This window comes from Kribbella sp. NPDC048915, assembly GCF_040649595.1.
GTDB lineage: Bacteria > Actinomycetota > Actinomycetes > Propionibacteriales > Kribbellaceae > Kribbella.
Genome location: NZ_JBEZFT010000063.1, coordinates 20,431 through 41,383, shown reverse-complemented (window position 1 = coordinate 41,383; position 20,953 = coordinate 20,431). Strand labels below are relative to the sequence as shown.

Sequence of the window (20,953 nt, the reverse complement as noted above, 5' to 3'; positions counted from 1 at the left end):
AGGACAAGCGCTTCCTACCGGGAGTCCCGCTGCTTCACGTTCACCGACACACCGCTTGACACCAAACCGTACCCACTAACTAAGCGGCATTGGGGGCAACCCTCCAGTTGAGGGGGCAAGCTGCCCGCCCGTCCGGCGGCGGTCAGTTATCGGCGCACGGGACAGGAACTGGGGGCGTTGAACAGGGTATTTCGGGTTGGCTCGCCCCGGTAGCTGTTCACGCCCACCACGGCACAGGCCGTGGGGGGTGGGTGGTGCGGAGGCGGCGTCAGTTGGTGGGGGAGTGGACTGGTGCTGGGGGCGTTGAACAGGTTATTTCGGGTTGGCTCGGCCCGGTACCTGTTCACGCCCACCACGGCACAGGCCGTGGGGGGTGGGCTCGTGGGGCGGTGGGTTAGAGGAGGCCGATGGTGCGGGCGGTGCGTAGGGCGGCCGAGCGGCGGTCTACGCCTAGTTTGCGGTAGAGCGACATCAGGTGGGTTTTGACCGTGTTCTCGGTGATGTACAGCGTCTGCGCGATCTCGGCGTACGAGCTGCCGAGGGCCAGTTCGTCGAGGACCTGCGTTTCGCGGGCGGTGAAGCGAATCGTTGCCCCGTTGACGACGGCGTCCAGCGACCGGGCGGATGGCGTGTCGGGCGTACTGGGGCCGGAGTTGGGGTCGGGCGTACTGGGGCCGGAGTTGGGGCCGGAGTTGGGGATGGCTGGTACGTAGCCGGCCGGTATGCGGCAGCGGGCGTGGTAGCGGGTGAGTTTGTCGAGGGCGAACGAGGCGAACGGGTGCGCGTCGGGCGTACCGGCGTACCGGGTCATCAGGTCCATGAAGGCCGGGTCGGGGCCCGCTGCCGCCAGCGGATGCAGCAGTTGCTGAGGGGCGATGTCGTTGACGAGGTCGGCGAGCGCCTTCTCGGCTGCTGCGCGGTCGTCGATGCGCAGCAGGAGGAGTGTCCGGAACGCTTTGACCGAGGCAACGAGCGCCGGATGTCCGCCCGGCTGCGTCAACGATTCGTCGACGGCGCCGAGGGTGCGGTGTACGTCGCCGGCCACGATCGAGTCGACCGCCTTCGCGAGGGCGGCGTCGGCGGTGGATCCGGACGATTCGAGGACGCTGATCTGTTCGGCGACCGAGCCGCGGTCACCCACCAGTCCGGCGACCCACAGCCGGAGCAAGGCCAGGTCGCGGACCATGAACGACGGCATCGGACCGGAACTCGGCGGATCCGAGGCCAGCTCCAACCGGGCGTCGTCGAGCTGACCGTCCTCGATCACGGTGACCGTACGCAACGTCTCCCGGAGTGCGGCCACCACGAGGTCGGCATCCGCCGTGTCGGCGCCGGTGACGTCGATGCCGTTCGGGTCGATGCCGTTCGAGTCGAGGCCGGCGGCGAGGTCGTGCCAGCGCCGGGCCTCGTCCAGGTCGAGCTGGTTGAAGGCTGCGAGACCTAACACGAGCTGCGCCCGGACGACGTACTCGTCCGGCAGACCGTGCTCGTGGGCGGCGTCGAGGGCCGAGTGGGCGGAGCGTTCGGCGCTGCGAATTTGGGCGCGCGTCAGCTCGAGTACGGCCCGGTCGGCTAGCCCGGCTGCGACCAGTTGTGGATGGCGGGCCATGCGGGCGGTGACCAGTACGTCGTCGAGATGGCCGAGGGCTTCGTCGGAGTCGCCGACCAGGATCTCGGCTTCGGCGAGTTCCAGCAGGAGCCAGGCGAGCCGCTCGAGGCCGATGACCGCGCGGTCGTGGTTCGGGTGGGAGGCTCGCTCGCGCAGGGCTCTGGTCGCGTGGATGGCGTCGGCGATGTCGTACCAGCCGAAGCGGGATTGCCACAGACGCAGCAGCAGGACATCGGCTTCGAGGGCACTTTCCTCCGGGCACGGCGCGTCGGCGGTCAGCGCGGCGCCGGCCCGGCCCGCGTCCATGACAGCGCCGGTGAGATCACCGGTCAGGCGGCGAAGGAGGCCACGGACGCCGAGGAGACGCGGGTGTGTCTCCACATAGTCGTCGGGCAGTGCGTCGAACGCGGCTGTCACGAGGTCGACATCGCCGCCCATCAGGATCGCCGGGCCGTGCGCCAGGAGGATCCGGGCGACCGGCTCGGGTTCAGCGGCGGCCAGTGCGTGTTTGAGGGCCTGCGGCGGGTCGCCGTGGTGTTCGAAGTACACGGCCGCGCGGCGGTGGGCCTGTACGACGCGGTCGGCGTTGTCGGAGTTCATGGCGACGAGTCGCCTGAGCAACTCGACCAGGAGCGGGTGGTAGCGGTACGTCGTCGCGGGATCGGGCTCGTCACCGTACGCGGTGACGAGCAGTCCGCCCGCGGCCAGATCGGCGAGCAGTGCGCCGGCGTCCTTGTCACCGCTCAGCACGGTAGCGAGGCGGGACGTGACGTCGGGCTCGCCGAAGGTGCAGAGCAGGACCGTCTTCGTGCGCGGGTCGAGGGTGTCGAAGCTGTCGCCGAGGAGCAGGTCGAGCACCGGGCGTTCGGTCAGGATCGGGCCATCCCTGGATGTGGCGATCGCGTGCGCGCCGAGGACGAGCGCGGCGGCCCATCCGGCTGCCTTCTGCTGCAGCAGTTCGATGTCGGCTTCGGTCGCCCCGGCGGCGTGAGCCCGTACGAGCGCCGCTGCCTCGTCGTGGGTGAACTGCAGGTCGCGCGCCCGCAGCGTCGATCCCTGACTCCGCAACTCGAGCTCGACGATGGGCAGCGGCAGATCGTACCGGCTCGCGATCATCAACCGGACGTCCCGGGCACCGTCCGTCAGCAGCGCCGACAGCCGCTCAAAAGAACTCCGCGGCAGCAGGTGCGCATCGTCGATCACCACCAACTCCGGCTCAACAGCCGCCTCCACAGCTCGCTCAGCCGCCGCCACAGCCGCAGCCACAACCGCCGCCTCGGCCGCTGTTCTGCTGGTCGTGCCAACGGTCACGACGTCGGCACTCTCACCGGCCGGCTGATCAAGAGCTGCCGCGGTCGGTCGACCGGCCGGCTCGCGGGTCGGGCCAATGGCTTGGTCGAGTCTTGGTGGGGTGGGCTGGAAGAGCTGGTCGAGGATGTCGGCGTCACTCGTTGCGGTGATCCAGCGGACCGGAGTAGGTTGGCGGGTCGCCCAGTCCGCGAGCAGAACGGTCTTTCCGGTGCCGGCGGGGGCAACGACCATTGTCAATGGCAACCGAGAGCCGCGATCGAGCGCTTCAAGCAGCCGATCCCGGGGCACCAGCGCACGCGGGGGACGGGGGACTCGGCCTGCGGTGGCGCGTACCGATCGTCGGACCGACCGGTGCGCTGCCTCCCCCGGTTGCGGCATTGCCGTCCGCCTCTCGTGAGTCAGCGGCCACGGGCGATGGCTCTTTTGGTGCCTCCCATCCCTCGAACGAGACTAACGGTTCCTGATCGATTGCGGGAGGTATTGGGCCCGCCCGGCGGGTGCCGACCTGCCTGCAAACGCTTGCCAGGCGGGGCCGATGCGCTCGTTCGTTGCCATGGCGACTCGTTCGTAGTCGGTTCACCGCGAGACGGTGGGTCGCCGTCACTCACCAACCACTTGCCTGCTGCGTGCTACGCGCTCAGCCGGAGGCCCTGTGCGCCGGTGGCCGCCGCGGTCTCGTGTCACGGCGGTGAGTAGGGCTGGCACAGCGGCTAGGGCCAGTGCGTACGTCGCGTCGGTGGCGGTGATGGTTTCAAGGCCCAGAAGATCGCCCAACGGGGACAGCAGCAGGGGGAGGACCAGGGCTGCCAGCGCGCCTGCAACGGCGATGTCCAGGAAGCGGAGGCGGTGCGTGCGCTTCGGGCTGGGGCGGCGTAGCGCCAGGGCGAGGCCTAGTTGCGACAGGCCCAGGACCAGGTAGGTCATAGTCTGCCAGGGGGCACCGGTGGCGCGGGACCAGAGAGCCGCGGCGAGGGTGGCGGCGGCGATCAGGGTGCCGGTCCAGGCGATGCGTTGCCAGAGGCCCGCGCCGAGGATCTGCTCCTGCGGTGAACGCGGCGGTTGCCGCATCGCCTCCGGGTCGGCCGGTTCGGCGCCGATCGCCACGCCGGGGAGGCCGTGGGTGAGCATGTTGATCCACAGGATCTGCCCGGGCAGCAGCGGTACGGCGAGGCCGAACAGCGGGCCGATGAGCATCACGAGGATCTCGGCGAGACCGCCGCTCAGGGCGTACCGCAGGAAGGTGCGGATGTTGGTGTAGATCCGCCGGCCTTCCTCGATCGCGGCCCGGACGGTGCCGAGGTTGTCGTCGGTGAGAACGAGGTCGGCCGCCTGCCGCGCGACCTCGGTCCCGCCCTGGCCCATCGCGACGCCGATGTCTGCGCGGCGCAGGGCCGGTGCGTCGTTGACGCCGTCGCCGGTCATCGCGACGACGTGCCCCTTGGCCTGCCAGGCGCGCACGATGTCGAGCTTCTGCTCGGGGCGGATGCGCACGAAGACGTGCGCCGTTGTCGGGTCCTTGCCCTCGTCGATGTCGGCGCCGGTCACCGCGGTCCCGTCGTGGACGCCGATCCGGTCCGCGACCGCGAGCGCCGTACCGGGGGCGTCGCCGGTGATCATCAGCAGGTCCACCCCGGCCTGCCCGAACGACGCGACCACGTCGGCGGCGTTGTGCCGGACGGGATCGGTGATCGCGATCAGGCCCGCGAGCCGGAGGCCGTTCTCGGTACGGGGCGCGGTGGCCGGGCGGACGTCGTCGGCGACCGCGAGGACGCGGTACCCGGCCTGCGCCAGCTCGATGGCAACGACCTTCGCGCGATCGATGTCGCCGTACGGCGTCACGTCGGGGGTGAGCATGATCTCGGGCGCACCCTTGCCGATGACAACGATGTCGTCGCGGCCGGGTTGTTCGTGGAAGGTGGTCATGCGTTTCCGGGAGCTGTCGAACGGCACCTCGTGCACCCGCGGGTACGCGATCCGCACCTCGTCGGCATCCAGCCCTCCGCGGCGCGCCAGCGTCAGCAGCGCGGCCTCGGTCGGATCCCCGATCGGCTGCCACACACCACTTGGGTCACCGTTCCCGGCGCCGTCGCCGGCTGCTCCAGGCGGGCGGAGGGCCGCGTCGTTGCAGAGCGCAATATCGCGGAGGAGGCGCTGGACGGTGGTGTCGGGTGGCGGTTCGAGCTGGCCGGCGGGGTCGTAGCCGGAACCCGTTGCCGTTCCGGCGGACGACTCGGTCCAGACACGCTCCGCCTGCATGATGCCTTCGGTGAGGGTGCCGGTCTTGTCGGTGGCGACCACGGTGACCGCGCCGAGGGTCTCGACGGCCGGGAGCTTGCGGACCACGGCCGCGCGCTTCGCCATCCGGTGGGCGCCGATCGCGAGTGCCAGTGTGACGACCGCGGGCAGCGACTCGGGTACGGCGGCCACGGTGAGGCTGACCGCGGTCACGACCATGCTCGGCAGCGGCAACCCGCGCAGCAGCCCGGCCAGCGCGACGATCGCGGACAGCGCCACGACCACGATGCTGAGCGTCCTGCTCAGCCCGGCCAGCCGCTGTTGCAGCGGTGTCGGCCGGGGGCGCTGGTTCGACAGGAGTGCGGCGATCTGACCCAGCGCGCTGCTGAGGCCGGTCCGAGTGACGGTGCCGGCACCGCGACCACGTGTCACGACCGTGCCGGCGAACAATTCGTCGCCGACGCACTTCTCGACCGGGACGGACTCACCGGTCAGCGTGGACTCGTCGACCTGCACCCGGACGGCATCGGACAGCACGAGGTCGGCCGGTACGACGTCGCCCGCCTGGAGCAACGCCACGTCGTCAGGCACCACCTCGGCGGCGGGCACGACGGTCGGCCGCCCGCTCCGCCGTACCGTTGCGTGCGGCGCGGCCAGTTGACGCAACGCGGCCAGCGCGTGTTCGGCGCGGATCTCCTGGATGACGCCGACGGTCGTGTTCAGGACGACCACGATCATGATGATCGCCAGGTCGGTGAAATCGCGCAGGGTCGCGGTGAGAACGGCGGCCGCCAGCAGCAGCAGGATCATCGGATCGCGCAGCTGCATCAGCACGCGGCGCCAGGTGGACGGTGGTCGCGGCGCCGGGATCGTGTTCGGACCGTGCTCGTGAAGCCTCCGCTCGGCCTGTTCAGCGGTGAGACCGCGAGCCGACAGCTGCTGCAGTGTCATCAGTGGATTTCACGACCTTTCACACGGGGCGTCATGTCAGCCTCCGATCGCGGCGGCGGGGATGATCGCCACCGGGCAGTCGGCGTGGTGGAGGACGGTCTGGCTCACGGAGCCGATGAGCATGCCCGCGAAGCCACCCCGGCCACGCGCGCCGAGCACGATGAGCGCAGCGTCGGACGCGAGCCGCAGCAAGTGCTCGGCGGGATGCCCGGTGATGTACACGAGCTCGGCGTCCTGGCCGTCGCGCGAGTGCACGGCCTCCCGGAGTTCGTCCTCGGTGATCTGGTGCAGGCTGGTCCCGCTGGGATGCGCGGCGACGACGCGAACGGCCAGGTCGTGGCGGCGCGCATAGTCCAGCCCGAAGTCCAGCGCGGTGTCGCTCGCCGGTGATCCGTCGTACCCGATGACGACACGGACGCCGGTCGTGGAGCCGAGATCGGGGCGTACGACGACCACGGGGCAGCGCGCGTTGGCGGCCAGGTCGAGGCCGGTGGAGCCGACCAGCGCGCCGATCATCACCCCGAGGCCGCGACTGCCGATCACCACCTCTCCGGCGGTGCCGGACGCCTTCACCAGCGCAGCCGACGGCGAGCCGCTCTCGATGTGCGTGTCGATGGGCGTCCCCGGCGCCACCGAACGCGCCTGGGCGACGGCCTTGTAGACGATCTCGCCGGCCTGCGACGGTGCACTTCCGCGCTCGACGGCGTGCACGAGGTGCAGGGGGCTCCGCAGTGAGGCTGCTTCCTGCGCGCCCCACATGATCGCGACGTCCGCTGCGGGCGAGCCGTCGATGCCGACGACGACAGGCGGGTGTTTCATGCTGGTCTCCTGGTGGACGTCGGCGACGCGATACCATCGCCGCTCTCGAGCAGTTCACGGAACCGGCCGACGAACCGCGCGGCCGGTGCGCCGTCGACCACGTCGTGATCGACGCTGACGGTCAGCTGCAGGAACTCGCGCTCGACCTGAACGCCTTGGAAGAGAATCGGCCGCTTGGCGAGCCCGCCGATCACGACGCTGAGCGTGTGCAGCTGGAAGCCGATGCCCCAGCCCGGGCCGGCGCCGAACATGCCGACGGCGGTCACGCCGACAGTCCCTGCCAGTGCCTGCTGCCACCGGGGAAACCGGTGCAGCGACCCGAGCAGCGCGCCGCGCGCGACTCCCGGCAGCAAGAGGTAGACATGCACCCACGGCGCTTTGCGCGCCGACGGACTCAGCTGCGGATCCTCCTTGACCGCGTGGATCTCCTGATGCAGGTCCTCGACCGTACGGCGGCCCGCGTTGCGGAGCACGTGCGTGAACGCGAACGGCTGCCCGTCGACCTCGATCTCGATCGGCAGGCCGACGTCCACCTCGTCGAAGACGACCTCACGCCCGCGCAGGTCCCGGTACGCCTGAACCTCGGGATGCGCCGCGACGGCCGCAGCGACGCAGTGGATCACGAAAGCGGTGAACCACTGCGGCTGCTGAGCCCTGCGCAGCGCACCACGGGCCGAAGTCACGTCGGTCTCGAAGAGGCCGTGGATCAGGTGCCGTCGGTGCGCTGCGCGCCCACTGTCGATGACCAACTGCCGCACCCACGGCACCGCTCTGGCCTGTGCGCCCACGGCCCACCTCCCGACGACTCGTCCTCGATTCGAGCTTGGCGCGGCCGGCGGCCGTGGACATCAGCCGATTGGTCCCTCCGAAATAGCCGTTCGGCCCTAAAAGCCGACCGATCGTCCAGTAACTGTGGACGACACGCCCACGGACACAACGCCGGGTGACCTGGGTCCGGGCAGATCGGGACCTTGGGCCCTGCCCGCGGGTTGGCAGACGAGCAATTCTGATCGTGCAGGGGAGGTAACCGGCTCACCGGAACCGGATGGCATGAGGTGGCCACAGCGGCCACGAGACCCGCCGTCGTCAAGACGGTGAGGGTCCGGTGGGCCGATTCCCGCGCGACACGAGGACGCGAAGGAGCGGCAAGGAGGTCGTTATGGGCGCCGGAAAGCAACGGTCTGGGGAGTTGTGGGCGCTCATGCAGTTGCGTCGGCTGGGAATCGGCCCCAACGCGCTGCGCCGCCGGTCGGACCGGATCGAAGCCACAGTGCTCTGGTGCGCGCTGGTCGTTGCGCTGCTCATGATTCCGATCGGGGCGGCCACCGGCAACGCCGTACAGAACTCGCTCGAGGCGTCGTCGGCGCGACAGCGGGCCGAACTGCACCAGGTCCAGGCGCGAACCCTCGAAGGTGCGGAGCACGAAGTCCCGAGTGTGCCCGGCGACGTGCTGACAGTGCTCAAGGTCGAGTACGTCGATCCGCAAGGTGCGCTGCGGCAGGGGTATGCGAGCTTCGTACACGGTACCAAGGCCGGTGCCGAGCTCACCATCTGGCTCGATCGCAGCGGCGCCATCGTCCCGGCTCCGCGCTCCGACAATGCCGCGTACGGCGCGGCGGCGGGCATCTCCACCGTGCTGGGCTCGTGGCTGCTGCTCTGGGGCCTGGCCCGCCTGGCCCGCGTCCCACTCGACCGCGGCCGGTTCCGCGCCTGGGACGCCGAGTGGTGCCGGATCGCGCCCCGTCGGCACCCCGACCAGAAATAGCGCTCCGACGCACCGGAGCCGGTACCGGGCGTCGCGTCAGCGGAGCAAGTGGTGCCTTGCGGGGGACCTTCGGCCCTGCTCAGCCCGCCGGTCGGCGCTCAACGCTGGGGGAGGGAGGACGAACGACGGGAGGGGTCCGATGAGTACGACGACGTACCCGGTCCGGGTGGACGGGGCACTCGACGACCGGCTGAATCGCTGGTTGTGGCTGGTGAAATGGGTGCTGGTCATTCCGCACCTGTTCGTGCTCGCGGTGTTGTGGATCGCGTTCGGGGTGCTGAGTTTGGTGGCGTTCTTCGCGATCCTGTTCACGCGGCGGTATCCGCGGGCGATCTTCGACTTCAACGTCGGTGTGCTGCGCTGGACGTGGCGCGTCGAGTTCTATGCGTACGGCGCTTTGGGCACGGACAGGTATCCGCCGTTCACGCTCCAGGACGTACCGAGTTACCCGGCGCACTTCGACGTGGAGTACCCGCAGCACCTGTCCCGCGGGCTGGTGCTGGTGAAGTGGTGGTTGCTGGCGATCCCGCACTACATCGTGGTCGGCATCTTCCTCGGAACCGGGACCTGGTTCGCGTCGACGGCCGATGATCGCGCGTGGATCTGGGCCGGCGGCCTGGTCGGTCTGCTGGTGCTCGTGGCGGCGGTCGTGCTGCTGTTCACCGGACGGTATCCGCGGTCGGTGTTCGACCTCATCCTGGGCATGCAGCGATGGGCGTTGCGCGTGGCGGCGTACGCGGGCCTGATGGTCGACCAGTACCCGCCGTTCCGGCTCGACATGGGTGGTGACGACCCGAGTACGACGCGATTGCACCAGTCACCGCCGACGGGCCCACCGGTCGGCGGCCCACCGCCGTCACCTATCGACGGACCGCGCCAGGACCCCGGTAACCCGGGCACGCCACCGCGCAACCCAGGCAACCCGCCCCCGCCCAGCGCCTATGGCCAACAGCCCAACTCAGGAGGATCCGCCCCGCGGATGACCGGCGGCCGGATCGTGGCGCTGATCGTCGGTGTACTCGTCACGCTGGCGTCGCTGGCCGGCTTGGCTGTCGGCGGAACGTTGCTGTGGCTCGACCAGGGCCGCCGGGACTCGTCCGGTTTCATCACCTCGGGCGAGGTTCGGATGAGTACCACGAGCTACGCGCTGACGAGTGAGAACTTCACGATCGACATCGGCGCCGCGACCTTGCCGCGGGACTGGGTCGGTGACATCCGCCTGCAGGTGGCCTCCACGAACGACGTCCCGGTGTTCGTCGGTCTGGGTCCGTCCGCGGACGTGCAGAACTACCTGGACGGCGTCGCGTACGCGACGGTCGATTCGCTCGGTGCGGACCGGACGACGTACGTCGACCACTCGGGCGGCGCGCCGTCGACGCCGCCGGGCGAGCTCGATTTCTGGCGGGTGCAGGCGTCCGGGCCGGGTGCGCAGACGATCGTCTGGCCGATCGAGGACGGCGACTGGACGCTGGTCGTGATGGCCGCGGACGGCAGCGCGGACATCGCGGTCCGCGGCGATGTCGGTGCGACCGCGCCGGCGTTGGACTGGGCCTGGATCGTGGTGCTGGCGAGTGCGGGTCTGATGTTCGTGCTGGGACTGGTGCTGGTGGTGCTGGCGGTCGTCCGGCGACCCCAGCCGGGACCTTCGACTCTGCAGCCACCACCGCTGTCCCGGGTGGAATGAAAGGGAAGGAACCAACACCTCGGTGGTGGAGGAAAGATGAACAGCGAGTACGTCGTTCGGCTCGACGACTGCGGCGCGCACCCGGCCGACCTGGTCGGCCGGAAGGCATCGCGTCTCAGCGGTCTGATCGGTGCGGGTGTGCCGGTGCCGGAGGGGTTCGTGGTCACGGCCGCGGCGTACCGTCTGTTCGTTCAGGAGAACCGGCTCGGCCCGGTGATCGCGCAGGCGATCCGCCGCTTCCGGGCCGGGCGTGACCTCGGTGTGGCGACGGCGGAGATCCGGACGGCGTTCCGCGACGCACCGGTACCGCCGGCGCTCACCGAGGCGATCCTGACCGCGTACGACGAGCTCGGCGGCGAAGGTACCGATGTCGCGGTGCGGTGCAGCCCGGTGGAGTCGGCGGACGGCGAGGTGTTCCTCAACCTGCGGACGGGTGCCGACGTGGTCGCTGCCTGCCGGCGGTGCTTCGCGTCCCTGTTCAGTGCCGTTGCCGTAGGCAACCGAGAGGCGTTGGGCGAGGATCACCTCAAGGCCGTGATGCCGGTGATCGTGCAGCCGATGGTGCGTGCGGACGTCGGTGCGTCCGGCACCGCGCGCGGTGAGAGCACGTTCGTGCGCGTCCACGCCGGTTGGGGCCTGGGGGAGCAGCCCGCCGGCGCCGACCAGTACTCGGTGCACCCCGGCCACCGGCCGCTGATCGTGCGCCACCACGGCACGAAACCGGCCAAGGTCGTGTACGCCGGCCCACGCGGAACGCGCACCGTCCCGACCACACCCGAGGAACAGGCCGCCGACGTCCTCACCGACGAGGATCTGCGGCAACTCGCCAACTGGTCCGCAACGGCCGATGAACTGTTCCAGCGCCCGATGACCCTGCACTGGTCGAAGGACGGGGTCACCAGCCACCTGTACATTCTGGAAAGCCGGCCGGTCCAAACACCCCTGCGTACCACCCTCACGCACCAGACCAGCGTCGTACCGCAATTCACCTGAGCGGGTGCGAAGTCTCGGCGCCGAGGAGGGTGTAGTGGCCGTCGTAGCGGGCGTAGAGGGCGTGCAGATGGCCGGAGAACTTCTCGGTGAAGATGTCGACCGGGGCGCCGGTGAGATCGAGGCGGGCGACGGCCTGGGCGACGGTACGGCGTTCTGCTTCGGCCAGGATGATCGGTGGTGAGGAGACCTCGAGGCCGATCGGGTTCGGGCGCGGCTGGAGGATCCGGTAGCGTCCGGCGCCGAGCCGGGTGACGATGCTTTCCTGGCGGCTGAACTTCTCGCGGAACAGGTGGAAGCGGTAGTCCATCGCCTCCAGCACCATGATCGCCTCGGACGCTGTCATCGCCACCGGGTGGCAGCGTTTGCGGCGGCTGACCCGGCGCCGGGACGGCGGCAGCAGCTCGGGCGGCGACGGCGGCAGGATCGTCGCGGCCCGTTGCCGGAGGCAATCGGCGAGCGCGGCCGGGTAGAGCCGAAGCTGCTCGATCGTGCGCGTGGTCAGCAGCCCGACCAGATCGGACATCGTGGCGGCGGCGACCTGGGCCCGGATCCGGCGGCCGGCGGTCAGCTGGACGTCCACCTGTGCGACCAGCGGCCGTTGCAGGCCGGGCTCCGGTAGGCGGGTCAGCCGGACCCGGCTGTGGGCCGCCCAGGGCCCGAGGATCGGTGCGAGGTGCTCGCGGATCACCGCGGCGGCATCGGTCGGCACGATCCCCGACGTACGGACCGGAATGGCGGTGATCCCGTGCAGCGGCACCGCGCCGTGACTCTCTGTGCTCATCGTCCCCCCAGACGTGCGCGTCAGCTCAACTGGTCGCTCTGCACCACCAGCCGGTTACCTACTGTTGTTTCATGCACTGTCCCTTACCTTCGGTCCCTCCACAGTCGCACAAGAAGCGCAGGACAGGGAGGTCCGTTGGGCCCCCAAACAGGGTCGTTGGTCCCTGGCCGCGCGCGGACGGTGACCGAAAGGATCGTGGCTCCGGAGGCGAGAGGAGCACGGGTGGACGGGGGCAGCAGGGTACGGCGGCCGGTCGCGCGGCCGATCGTGGTGGGGTACGACGGATCGAGGGCGAGCAACGCGGCCGCGCGCTGGGCTGCGCGTACGGCGCAACGCCTCGGGCGGATGGTCCGCGTGCTGCACGTCGTCCCCTGGCCCGCGATCAGCGGCGGTGGTAGCTCGGCCATCGAACTCGGCACCGACACCCTCGGACGGACGGCCGAGCGGCTGCTGGACAGGTCCTGCGAGGACGTTCGGCGGGACCATCCCGACGTGGCGATCGACGCCGAGGTCGTGATCGGCCACCCGGTGCCGGTGCTGCTGCGCGAGGCGGCCGGCGGCTCGCTCGTGGTGCTCGGCGCCAACGAACGGCGTGAGCTTCCGCCGGGATCGCTGCTCGAGCATCTCGCCACGCATTCGTCCATACCGGTGGTCGCCGTACCCGCGGGCTGGCGGTCGAACCGTGGTGACCAGGTCGTCGTCGGTGTGGACGGATCCGCGGAGAGCGGCAACGCACTCGCGTTCGGCTTGGAGTTCGCCGAGCAGACCGACGCGGAGGTGACCGCGGTGCTCGCGTACCGGGATCCGAGGCTGCTCGTCGGCGAGGACGCGTCGGTGCTGCTGCGCGACGCGACTGCGGCCGAGGCCGGCGGGCACCCCGAGGTGGAACTGACCGAGAAGCTGGTGCAGGGCAATCCGTCGAACGTCCTGGCCGAGGAGTCCCGGGACGCTGCGCTGCTGGTGGTCGGATCGCGCGGCCGGAGCCGGATCCGCGGTTCGCTGCTCGGCGGAGTCAGTCGCGCCGTCCTACGCCGCCCGCCTTGTCCAGTCGCAGTAGTCCGCTGACCTGAAAGGAATCCCGGACATGACCAAGCACATCCTCGTCGGTGTGGATGATTCGCCCGAGGCGCAGGTCGCGCTGCACTGGGCTGTGGAAGCGGCCGAGGAGCGCGGCCTTCCGGTCCGGGTGGTCCGCGCGTACCTGGACGAGGCGACCCGATGGCCCACGTACGGCCTCGAGGGCTACGTCCCGCCTCCGATGCCGCTCGACCGGTTCCAGCAGGAGCTCGACGCGGCCGTGCAGTACGCCCGGGACCGGCTCGGCTACGACGGGGGCTCCGGGTGGCTGGCGAACGCCGACGCCGCCAGCGCGCTGCTGACCGAAGCAGACCGAGCGGAGATGCTCGTCATCGGGACGCGCGCGCGGAGCAAGCTGTCCGCCGCGGTGCTGGGGTCGGTCGCCACGTCGGTCGCGGCGAAGGCTCCGTGCCCGGTCGTCGTCGTACGCGGCGAACGCCGTACCGGACCGGTGGTCGTTGGGAACGACGGTTCGCCCGACTCCGAGCTGGCCGTGGCGTTCGCCTTCGATGAGGCGGCCCGTACCGGCGAAGCGCTCGAGGTCATTTACTGCTGGCAGCCACCGGCGGAGCACGCCGCACCGATCGAGAGCACCGGGGCGCTGCTGAAGAACTGGCTCGCCGAGAGCCTCGAGCCGTACCGGGCCAAGTACCCGTCGGTGAGCGCCCGCGCCCTGGTCGTGGAGGGCCGCGCCCGGACCCGGCTGATCGAGAAGTCGGAGGCGGCGTCGCTGGTCGTCGTCGGCTCGCGTGGGCGGGGCGGCGTCACGGGCCTGCTGCTGGGGTCGGTCAGCCAGAGCCTGCTGACCAACGCGGCCTCACCGGTCGCGGTCGTCCGGCAGCGCAAGGGGTCATGATGCGGGCTCGGGCGTCCGGAACGTGAGGTGCCCGGTCAGGTTGACCGCCCAGAGCACGAGGACGCTGCCGATCGAGATCGTCGAGAGCAGCGTCGACGGATGCGAGATCGCGATCGTGCCGGTGGTCGCGGACACGGCGCCCAGACCGGCGGTCAGCCAGCCGCCGAGGTCGGGACCCTGAACGCCGGCCAGCACCACCAGCACGCCGCCGATCGCCAGCAAGGACAGACAGGCCATCGCACGGTTGCCCAGCGCAACGAACGGCAGCTGGATCGCGAGCAGTACGCCGACCAGCAGTGAAGCGACCACGTCCCGGCGCAGGAACTTCGGCACGGTCAGTACTCCTGGTGGTGGACGACCGCGACCGGGCACTGCGAGTGGAACAGCAACCCGCGCGCCACCGACCCGAGCCGGAGCTCGGAGAAGGCCGTCTGGCCGACGCCGCCGACCACCATCAGGTCCGCGTCCGCGGACTCGCGGGCGAGCACCGGAACGGCATGGTCGATCACGGTACGGGTTTCGACCGGCACGTCGGGGTACTTCGCGGCCCAGCCCGCGAGCGCCTGCGTCACCAGATCGTCGCAGGTGTTGTTCGGTGGTGCCTGGGTGTGGTCGTCGTCCCGAAAGCCGCACGCGTGGACGCCCAGGATGCCCGAGTGCGTCGCGGCGGCGAGTTCGAACGCGAACTGCAGCGCGTCCTGCCCGTCGATCGATCCGTCGATGCCGACCACGATGCGTCCGTGCGCCGGCGCGGACGGGTCCCACGTGTCCGGTACGACGATCAACGGGACGTCGGTGCTCAGCGCCGTACACACCTGTGAGGTGGAGCCGAGGACGAGCTCGGCGAAGCCGCCCATGCCGCGCCGCCCGACGACCAGCGCGGCGGATCGTTCGGCCAGGTCGAGGAGCACCTGTGCCGGCCGGCCGTGGTGCACGTCGAGCGTCGCGTCCGGGAAGCCGATCCGGTCCAGCTCCTGGGCGGTCCGGTCGAGCACCTCGGCGCCATCATCAGGGCGGCTGTCATGGCCGCTCTCGGACGCACCCGGGCCCGGCTCGTCGTCGTCGATGACGTAGACGGCGTGCAGCGGGGCGTCCTGCAGAGTGGCGTACGACGCGGCCCAGGTGAGGGCGATCTCCCCGTCGCGGGTGCCGTCGATACCGACCAGGACAGGCGCGTGAGTCATCAGGTCTCCTTCCGGGCGGGCGTACTTCACCACTTCCAGTGAACCGTCGGGCGGCGTGCCGGGGGAGGGCGGAAGGTCCTGTTCGGCGGGCATCGAAGGTCCCGCCGGAGTGGAGTTGTTCGGCCGCTGCCCGGATCGGGCGGCGGGGCCAGAGTCGGGGGTGAGAAGTCTCGTTCAGGGAGGTTGTGATGAAGGCGTTGGTGTACAACGGTCCGGGGCAGCGGAGCTGGCACGAGGTGCCGGACCCGGTGATCTCCGATCCCGAGGACGCGATCGTCCGCGTGGACGCGGTGACCATCTGCGGTACCGATCTGCACATTCTGAAGGGTGACGTGCCGACCGTGGAGCCCGGGCGGATCCTCGGTCACGAGGCCGTCGGCACGATCACCGCGACCGGTGCCGGGGTTCGCGGGGTGGCGGTCGGGGACCGGGTGCTGATCTCGTGCATCACGGCGTGCGGGCGGTGCGAGTACTGCCGGCAAGGTCACTACGGGCAGTGCCTGGGCGGTGGCGGCTGGATTCTCGGCCACCTGATCGACGGTACGCAGGCCGAGCAGGTCCGGGTCCCGTTCGCCGACCGTTCGGTGTACAAGCTGCCGGACAACGTCGGCAACGAGGAGGCCGTACTGCTCGCCGACATCCTGCCGACGTCGTACGAGGTCGGCGTACTGAACGGCCAGGTCGCGCCCGGCGACACTGTTGTCATCGTCGGTGCGGGCCCGATCGGACTGGCGGCGATCGCGACCAGCAAGTTGTTCACCCCGTCGCGCGTGGTGGTGGTGGACGCGGCCGACTCGCGCCGCAAGGCCGCACTCGACCGCGGCGCCGACCTGGCGCTGGGGCCGGACGAGGACGTCGAGGCGAAGATCCGCGACCTGACCGGTGGGCTCGGCGCGGACGTGGTGATCGAGGCGGTCGGCGTACCGGCGACGTTCGAGTTGTGCGCACGGCTGGTCCGGCCGGGCGGCACGGTCGCGAACGTCGGCGTACACGGTGCGCCCGTGACGCTGCACCTGGAAGACCTGTGGATCAAGAACGTGACCATCACGACCGGTCTGGTCGATACGTACTCGACACCGCGGCTGCTGTCGATGCTCGCCGCGGGCCGGCTGCAGCTGCCCGGGCTGATCACGCACCGGTTCGGGCTCGACGAAATGCAGGACGCGTACGACGTGTTCGGCACGCCGGCCACGTCGGGCGCGCTCAAGGTCGCACTGTTCGGCGAGAAGGGATTCTGAGCGACGCACGAGGGCCCGCGACTGCAGGTCGCGGGCCTAGCATCGCTCAATGTACGACGGCGATCGGGCAGTGCGCATGGTGAAGAACGGACTGACCGACGGATCCGAGCAGCAGACCGGTGAACCCACCGCGTCCGCGCGAACCGACGACGACGAGGTCCGCGGACTCGGTCCGCTGCAGCAGTGCGCGCGCCGCCGAACCGGACGCCAGTTCGGTCGTCCAGCGAACGTCCGGATGGTCGGCCGCCGCGCCCGCCACGGACTCGGCGACGAGCAGCCGCGCCTCGTCCTTGATCTTCTGCTCGTCGAACTGCAGCATCGACGCGCCGTCGGCGTACGTCAGGTACGGACTCGTCCACGCGTGCACCGCGACGACCTCGGCGTGCAATGCCTCGGCCTGGTCGAAGGCGAAGTCGATCGCCCGCGCGGACGCCTTGGAGCCGTCGACACCGACGACGACCGTCGGAGTCGGCCGGGCGGCGCGGCGGTAGTCGTGCGGGACGACGACGACCGGGCACTGGGCGTGCGTGGTCACCTGGACGGCGACCGAGCCGACCAGCAGACCGCTCCACCCGCCGAGGCCGCGGGACCCCAGGACGATCATCCGGGCGTCCTCCGCCGCCTCGAGCAGCGCCCGCGCCGCGGGCCCGCCGACCAGCTTCGTCTCGACGGTGAGCTCGGGATGGTGCAGGCGCACACTCTCGGCCACGGCGTTCAGGCCGTTCTGACGTGCCATCCGGAGTGCCTCGAGCGGTACGACGTGGCCGGGCGTGGGGCGCGTGGTGATGACGAGTTCGAACGCCTCGACGATCAGCAACGGTGCCATCGCCCGAACCGCGGCCGCGGTCGCCCACTGCAGGGCGTCCTGGCTGCCGGTCGAGCCGTCGTACCCGGCGATGATCGGGGCGGGCCGTGTGGTCATGGGAAAGTCTCCTTGTCTAGAACCACCGGTCGACGGGTTCGTGCCAGTCCCGGCGACCGGTGTGGCCGTTGGACTGCGCGGGGTAGCCGATCCGCAGCACCATCTGCGGCCAGTGGCCGGCGACGAGCCGGCGGACCTGAGCGCGGGTCTCGGTGCGCTCGGTCAGTTGGTCGAGGTACGTCGCCGCGAGGCCGTGCGACGTGGCGACGAGCAGGACGCGCTGCAGCGCCATCCCGGCCCGGATCCAGGCGTCCTCGTCCTCGTCGCGGGTGATCAGGACGGCAACCGCGGCGCCGGTCAGGTCCTCTGTCGTCCGATCGAGCAGGTCGCCGGTGCGGTACGGATAGCCGTAGCCCGCGAACGCCCTGCGCTGCGGTCCTCGCGTGCTGAAGGAGTGGAAACCGCCTGCGTCAGCATCCGTGGTCTGGCGCAGCAACGCGTCCAGGCGGGACCTCGCCGGCGTCTCGAGCCAGTGGAGTTTCGCCTCCTCGGCCCGGGCGGCTCGGTCCAGTACACGCCGGATCCGCGGTTGGATCGGGCGGTCGACGAGCTGCTCGCGGATCAGGTGCCGTCGGGTGGTCTCGCCGTACAGGTGGCTGAGCTCCGCGACCGGGCTGCCGCGGCCGGCCAGGAAGATTCGCGCCTTGATCTCGGGCCGGGCGGGATCGGGCAGCGTCGCGAAGTGGGTCTGGTGACCGAGCATCGCGGCCGCCACCCGGAGGTTGAGGACCGCGGCGCCGACGCCGAGGTGGGTCGCGCGAACGGACGACCCGGCGAGCGTCTCGTCGGGTACCGGATCGACCAGTGCGTCGATCACCGGTCCGTGGACCTCGAAGCGGCAGGGGCGGGCGTTGTGCATCGCCGGTACGTGGGCGGCCGTACTGAGCAGGATGCCGATCTCGTCGTCGGTCAGTTCGATGATCATGATCCGTTCCGTTCCGACCCGCTCACCCAAGCGGATCTGCTCTTCCAGCCTCAGGCCCCGGCCGCGCGGCGGGCAGCGGCATACGTCCCGGGTCGAAAGGGCCCTTCGGCACCGACGACTGAGGTGAGAAGGGCTCTGAAGATCGCGTCCGCCGCAGCGCACGATCGAGGTGTCGAGATCGATCGACCGAAGGACCGAGTGAAAGGACGAGATCATGACCACCACGCCGGATCGTCGGCACTTCCCAGCTCCCACCATGGAGCCTGACGGTGATCGCCACCCGATCATCACCACAGCCGCCGGTCGTGCTCTCGCGGTACTGCGGATCGCGTTCGGTCTGACCTTCCTCTGGGCGTTCGTCGACAAGCTGTTCGGCCTCGGCTACGCCACTCCGGCCGGCAAGGGCTGGATCGACGGCGGCGACCCGACCGCCGGATTCCTCGGCAAGGGAACCTCCGGCCCGTTCGCGGACTTCTACCAGTCGCTGGTCGGTGACTGGTGGGTCACCCCGCTGTTCATGGTCGGTCTGGCCGGCATCGGTCTGGCGCTGACCCTCGGGATCGGAATGCGGATCGCGGCCGTGGCCGGGTCGCTGCTCTACGTGCTGATGTGGTCCGCGAACCTGCCGCCGGAGAACAACCCGGTGCTGGACGACCACATCATCGGCGCCATCACCCTCGTCGTCCTCGCCCTCGTTGCCGCTGGCAACTTCTGGGGCCTGGGGAAGTGGTGGAGCAGCCTGGACATGGTGCAGAAGAACCCGTGGCTGCGGTGACCGGAATGACAGCCGAACCGGTCATCTACGTGGGAGTCGACGGCTCCTGGCGTGACACCGGTGCACTGGAGTGGGCCCTGCAGGAGTCGATGCTCCGGCAGGAGCCCCTTCAGGCGGTGCACGTGATCGACGAAGACGTCCGGCACGCGCCCGGGTGGGAGCCTGCCGCGGTCGACGACGCGTCGATGGAGCTGATCAACGACGTCCAGAAGTACCTGGACGAGAGCCCGGGCGACCTCGACCACGAGGTCGACCTGATGGTCGGGCCGCCCGCCCGGAAACTGATCGACGCGGCGGCGGGCAGCCGGATGCTCGTCGTCGGGCGGCGCGGACTGGGCACGTTCAAGCGCTTGCTGATCGGCTCCACCTCGGAGGCGGCCGTCAGCTACGCGGCGGACGCGCTGGTGCCCGTCGTGGTCGTGCCGTCGCACTGGCGGCCGTCCGATCATGCCGGCCCGGTGGTTGCCGCAGTCGACGAGACCGACGACAACACCGACGTGATCGAGTTCGCGATCGCCGAGGCCGCCGTACACGGGCTTCCGGTGCGGCTGCTGCACGTCTGGGATCTGCCGTCGATGTACAGCTGGGACGCGATGAACGTCGCCGGTCTCAGCGAGCAGTGGTTCGACAGCGTCCGGCAGGAGGTCGAGAACATCGCGGCCGAGTGGCAGAACAAGTACCCGGACACTCCGATCGAGGTCGACGTACGGCGCGGTCACGAGGTGGACGGCGTGGTCACCGGGGCCGAGGAGAGCGATGCGCAGCTGCTCGTTGTCGGCAGCAAACAACGTCCACGGCTGATGTCGATGCTGCTCGGGTCGGTGACCCGCGGCGCGTTGCACCACGCGACCTGCCCGCTGGCCGTCGTACCCGTTCGTGTGCCCGTTGGTGTGCGAGGTGAGAAGAAGTGACAGCCTGGAACCGGAAGGGTCCGGTCGTGGTCTGCGTCGACGGTACGGCGGAGAACCTGCGAATCGTGGACTACGCCGCCACCGAGGCGCTGCGCAGCGGCGCAGAGCTCGTCCTCGTAGCGCCGTACCCGGCCCACGGATCGGCGAACCCGATGACCGGCTACACGTCGAAGCCGCCGGCCGAGGTCGCCGATGCGACGTTGCGTACCGCGGTGGCGCATGTGCGGCATCGCCACGGGTACGGGCTCGAGTTGGCAGCAGTCGCGGGGGAGGGGGCGCGGTCGCGCGTGCTCGCGCATGCGGCCCGCGCGGCGCGGATGCTGGTGGTCGCCCGGTCGAGAAGCCGGGGGCCGCAGCGTCTCGTACACACCCAGGCGAACCTGGTGCTGGCCGGGCGGGCCGGTTGCCCCGTGGTCGTCGTACCGCTGTCCTGGCGGCCGTCGCTGCTCGACCGTCGGGTTGCCGTCGGCATCGACGGTACGGCGTTGTCGTCCGAGGCACTGGAGTTCGCCTTCGGTGAGGCCGCGGCGCGGGAAGGCGAGCTGGTGGTCGTCCACGCCGGCCTGCCGGCGGAGCGTCCCTTTGCCGACGAGGACCCTGAGGCGTCATGGATCAGCCGGGCGGAGCAGGTGCTGTCGGAGACGCTCCGACCGTGGACGCGCCGCTTCCCGAGCGTCAAGGTGACGCGCTTCCTGAGCAGCCGCCCACCGGCCGCCGCACTCGTCCACGAAAGCGCCGAGGTCGGCCTGGTCGTCGTCGGCGCCCACAGCGGCTCGCTGCCGGTCGATCCGGTGGCCCGCCGCTCCACAGCCGCCATGACCTGCCCGGTCGCGATCGTCCCGCATCAGCCGGCCGAAACGGAGCGGGAGCGGGCACCGGAGGTACGGCGTGGTGGCGCCGCGGTAACCACCTCTTGA

Annotated in this window: 18 protein-coding genes; 9 read left to right on the top strand and 9 right to left on the bottom strand. The window is 70.3% G+C overall.

Translation table 11 applies throughout. From position 1 onward, the window contains the following. Positions 1-394: 394 nt before the first annotated feature. From AB0B82_RS26195 to AB0B82_RS26180, 4 genes are all read right to left on the bottom strand, one after another. Positions 395-3,298: a LuxR C-terminal-related transcriptional regulator gene (locus tag AB0B82_RS26195; protein ID WP_360173779.1), complete on the bottom strand. Its 2,904-nt coding sequence runs from the start codon at positions 3,296-3,298 to the stop codon at positions 395-397. Positions 3,299-3,520: 222 nt separating this feature from the next. Further along, a complete protein-coding gene (locus AB0B82_RS26190; protein ID WP_360173776.1) occupies positions 3,521-6,106 on the bottom strand; it encodes a cation-transporting P-type ATPase in 2,586 nt (861 codons plus the stop codon). A gap of 36 nt (positions 6,107-6,142) precedes the next feature. Further along, entirely contained in the window at positions 6,143-6,925 is a 783-nt protein-coding gene (locus AB0B82_RS26185) for a universal stress protein (protein ID WP_360173773.1), read from the bottom strand. Further along, complete coding sequence (locus AB0B82_RS26180) at positions 6,922-7,683, bottom strand: 2-oxo acid dehydrogenase subunit E2 (RefSeq protein WP_360173770.1); 762 nt, start codon at positions 7,681-7,683, stop codon at positions 6,922-6,924. Before AB0B82_RS26180 ends, AB0B82_RS26185 begins: the two co-directional genes overlap by 4 nt. Before the next feature lie 401 nt (positions 7,684-8,084). Between AB0B82_RS26180 and AB0B82_RS26175 the strand changes: the two genes are divergently transcribed. The 3 genes from AB0B82_RS26175 to AB0B82_RS26165 all read left to right on the top strand — a co-directional run bounded on the left by AB0B82_RS26175 (position 8,085) and on the right by AB0B82_RS26165 (position 11,367). After that, positions 8,085-8,690, top strand: coding sequence for a hypothetical protein (locus AB0B82_RS26175; protein WP_360173767.1), 606 nt, complete (start codon positions 8,085-8,087; stop codon positions 8,688-8,690). Between the two features lie 139 nt (positions 8,691-8,829). Beyond that, positions 8,830-10,374 (top strand): DUF4389 domain-containing protein, encoded by a 1,545-nt coding sequence (locus AB0B82_RS26170; protein ID WP_360173764.1) that lies wholly within the window; start codon positions 8,830-8,832, stop codon positions 10,372-10,374. Positions 10,375-10,410: 36 nt separating this feature from the next. After that, positions 10,411-11,367 (top strand): PEP/pyruvate-binding domain-containing protein, encoded by a 957-nt coding sequence (locus tag AB0B82_RS26165; protein WP_360173761.1) that lies wholly within the window; start codon positions 10,411-10,413, stop codon positions 11,365-11,367. On the opposite strand, the gene AB0B82_RS26160 is transcribed toward AB0B82_RS26165, so the two are convergent. Beyond that, positions 11,360-12,148: a sigma 54 modulation/S30EA ribosomal C-terminal domain-containing protein gene (locus AB0B82_RS26160; protein WP_360173758.1), complete on the bottom strand. Its 789-nt coding sequence runs from the start codon at positions 12,146-12,148 to the stop codon at positions 11,360-11,362. The two genes, AB0B82_RS26165 and AB0B82_RS26160, sit on opposite strands and share 8 nt — an antisense overlap. 222 nt (positions 12,149-12,370) lie before the next feature. On the opposite strand from AB0B82_RS26160, the gene AB0B82_RS26155 reads away from it, so the two are divergent. Both AB0B82_RS26155 and AB0B82_RS26150 read left to right on the top strand, forming a co-directional pair. Next, on the top strand, positions 12,371-13,213 hold the full coding sequence (locus tag AB0B82_RS26155) for a universal stress protein (protein WP_360173755.1): 843 nt from the start codon (positions 12,371-12,373) through the stop codon (positions 13,211-13,213). 19 nt (positions 13,214-13,232) lie between these two features. After that, complete coding sequence (locus AB0B82_RS26150; RefSeq protein WP_360173752.1) at positions 13,233-14,081, top strand: universal stress protein; 849 nt, start codon at positions 13,233-13,235, stop codon at positions 14,079-14,081. Here AB0B82_RS26150 and AB0B82_RS26145 read toward each other — a convergent pair. Continuing rightward, positions 14,076-14,414, bottom strand: coding sequence for a hypothetical protein (locus AB0B82_RS26145; protein WP_360173749.1), 339 nt, complete (start codon positions 14,412-14,414; stop codon positions 14,076-14,078). The genes AB0B82_RS26150 and AB0B82_RS26145 overlap by 6 nt on opposite strands. 2 nt (positions 14,415-14,416) lie before the next feature. Next, entirely contained in the window at positions 14,417-15,265 is an 849-nt protein-coding gene (locus tag AB0B82_RS26140; protein WP_360173746.1) for a universal stress protein, read from the bottom strand. 188 nt (positions 15,266-15,453) lie between these two features. Between AB0B82_RS26140 and AB0B82_RS26135 the strand changes: the two genes are divergently transcribed. Continuing rightward, positions 15,454-16,503 (top strand): zinc-dependent alcohol dehydrogenase family protein, encoded by a 1,050-nt coding sequence (locus tag AB0B82_RS26135; RefSeq protein ID WP_360173743.1) that lies wholly within the window; start codon positions 15,454-15,456, stop codon positions 16,501-16,503. A gap of 46 nt (positions 16,504-16,549) precedes the next feature. On the opposite strand, the gene AB0B82_RS26130 is transcribed toward AB0B82_RS26135, so the two are convergent. Both AB0B82_RS26130 and AB0B82_RS26125 read right to left on the bottom strand, forming a co-directional pair. Then, entirely contained in the window at positions 16,550-17,425 is an 876-nt protein-coding gene (locus tag AB0B82_RS26130) for a universal stress protein (RefSeq protein WP_360173740.1), read from the bottom strand. 16 nt (positions 17,426-17,441) lie between these two features. Further along, entirely contained in the window at positions 17,442-18,350 is a 909-nt protein-coding gene (locus AB0B82_RS26125; protein ID WP_360173737.1) for a nitroreductase family protein, read from the bottom strand. A 214-nt stretch (positions 18,351-18,564) separates the two neighbouring features. Here AB0B82_RS26125 and AB0B82_RS26120 point away from each other — a divergent pair, with 214 nt between their 5' ends. From AB0B82_RS26120 to AB0B82_RS26110, 3 genes are read left to right on the top strand one after another with little or no spacing between them, the layout of a single operon-like run. Next, a complete protein-coding gene (locus AB0B82_RS26120; RefSeq protein ID WP_360173734.1) occupies positions 18,565-19,125 on the top strand; it encodes a hypothetical protein in 561 nt (186 codons plus the stop codon). Between the two features lie 5 nt (positions 19,126-19,130). Continuing rightward, positions 19,131-20,036, top strand: a complete 906-nt coding sequence (locus AB0B82_RS26115; protein ID WP_360173731.1) for a universal stress protein — start codon at positions 19,131-19,133, stop codon at positions 20,034-20,036. Further along, on the top strand, positions 20,033-20,953 hold the full coding sequence (locus tag AB0B82_RS26110; protein ID WP_360173728.1) for a universal stress protein: 921 nt from the start codon (positions 20,033-20,035) through the stop codon (positions 20,951-20,953). The genes AB0B82_RS26115 and AB0B82_RS26110 overlap by 4 nt, the downstream gene beginning before the upstream one ends.

What these genes read in the sequence shown, in the direction of transcription:
- AB0B82_RS26120 (WP_360173734.1), top strand. Translation starts at nt 18,565, where the DNA reads ATGACCACCACGCCGGATCGTCGGCACTTCCCAGCTCCCACCATGGAG.
- AB0B82_RS26130 (WP_360173740.1), bottom strand. Translation starts at nt 17,425, where the DNA reads ATGACCACACGGCCCGCCCCGATCATCGCCGGGTACGACGGCTCGACC.
- AB0B82_RS26185 (WP_360173773.1), bottom strand. Translation starts at nt 6,925, where the DNA reads ATGAAACACCCGCCTGTCGTCGTCGGCATCGACGGCTCGCCCGCAGCG.
- AB0B82_RS26150 (WP_360173752.1), top strand. Translation starts at nt 13,233, where the DNA reads ATGACCAAGCACATCCTCGTCGGTGTGGATGATTCGCCCGAGGCGCAG.
- AB0B82_RS26160 (WP_360173758.1), bottom strand. Translation starts at nt 12,148, where the DNA reads ATGAGCACAGAGAGTCACGGCGCGGTGCCGCTGCACGGGATCACCGCC.
- AB0B82_RS26170 (WP_360173764.1), top strand. Translation starts at nt 8,830, where the DNA reads ATGAGTACGACGACGTACCCGGTCCGGGTGGACGGGGCACTCGACGAC.
- AB0B82_RS26140 (WP_360173746.1), bottom strand. Translation starts at nt 15,265, where the DNA reads ATGACTCACGCGCCTGTCCTGGTCGGTATCGACGGCACCCGCGACGGG.
- AB0B82_RS26175 (WP_360173767.1), top strand. Translation starts at nt 8,085, where the DNA reads ATGGGCGCCGGAAAGCAACGGTCTGGGGAGTTGTGGGCGCTCATGCAG.
- AB0B82_RS26115 (WP_360173731.1), top strand. Translation starts at nt 19,131, where the DNA reads ATGACAGCCGAACCGGTCATCTACGTGGGAGTCGACGGCTCCTGGCGT.
- AB0B82_RS26125 (WP_360173737.1), bottom strand. Translation starts at nt 18,350, where the DNA reads ATGATCATCGAACTGACCGACGACGAGATCGGCATCCTGCTCAGTACG.
- AB0B82_RS26190 (WP_360173776.1), bottom strand. Translation starts at nt 6,106, where the DNA reads ATGACACTGCAGCAGCTGTCGGCTCGCGGTCTCACCGCTGAACAGGCC.
- AB0B82_RS26135 (WP_360173743.1), top strand. Translation starts at nt 15,454, where the DNA reads ATGAAGGCGTTGGTGTACAACGGTCCGGGGCAGCGGAGCTGGCACGAG.
- AB0B82_RS26195 (WP_360173779.1), bottom strand. Translation starts at nt 3,298, where the DNA reads ATGCCGCAACCGGGGGAGGCAGCGCACCGGTCGGTCCGACGATCGGTA.
- AB0B82_RS26165 (WP_360173761.1), top strand. Translation starts at nt 10,411, where the DNA reads ATGAACAGCGAGTACGTCGTTCGGCTCGACGACTGCGGCGCGCACCCG.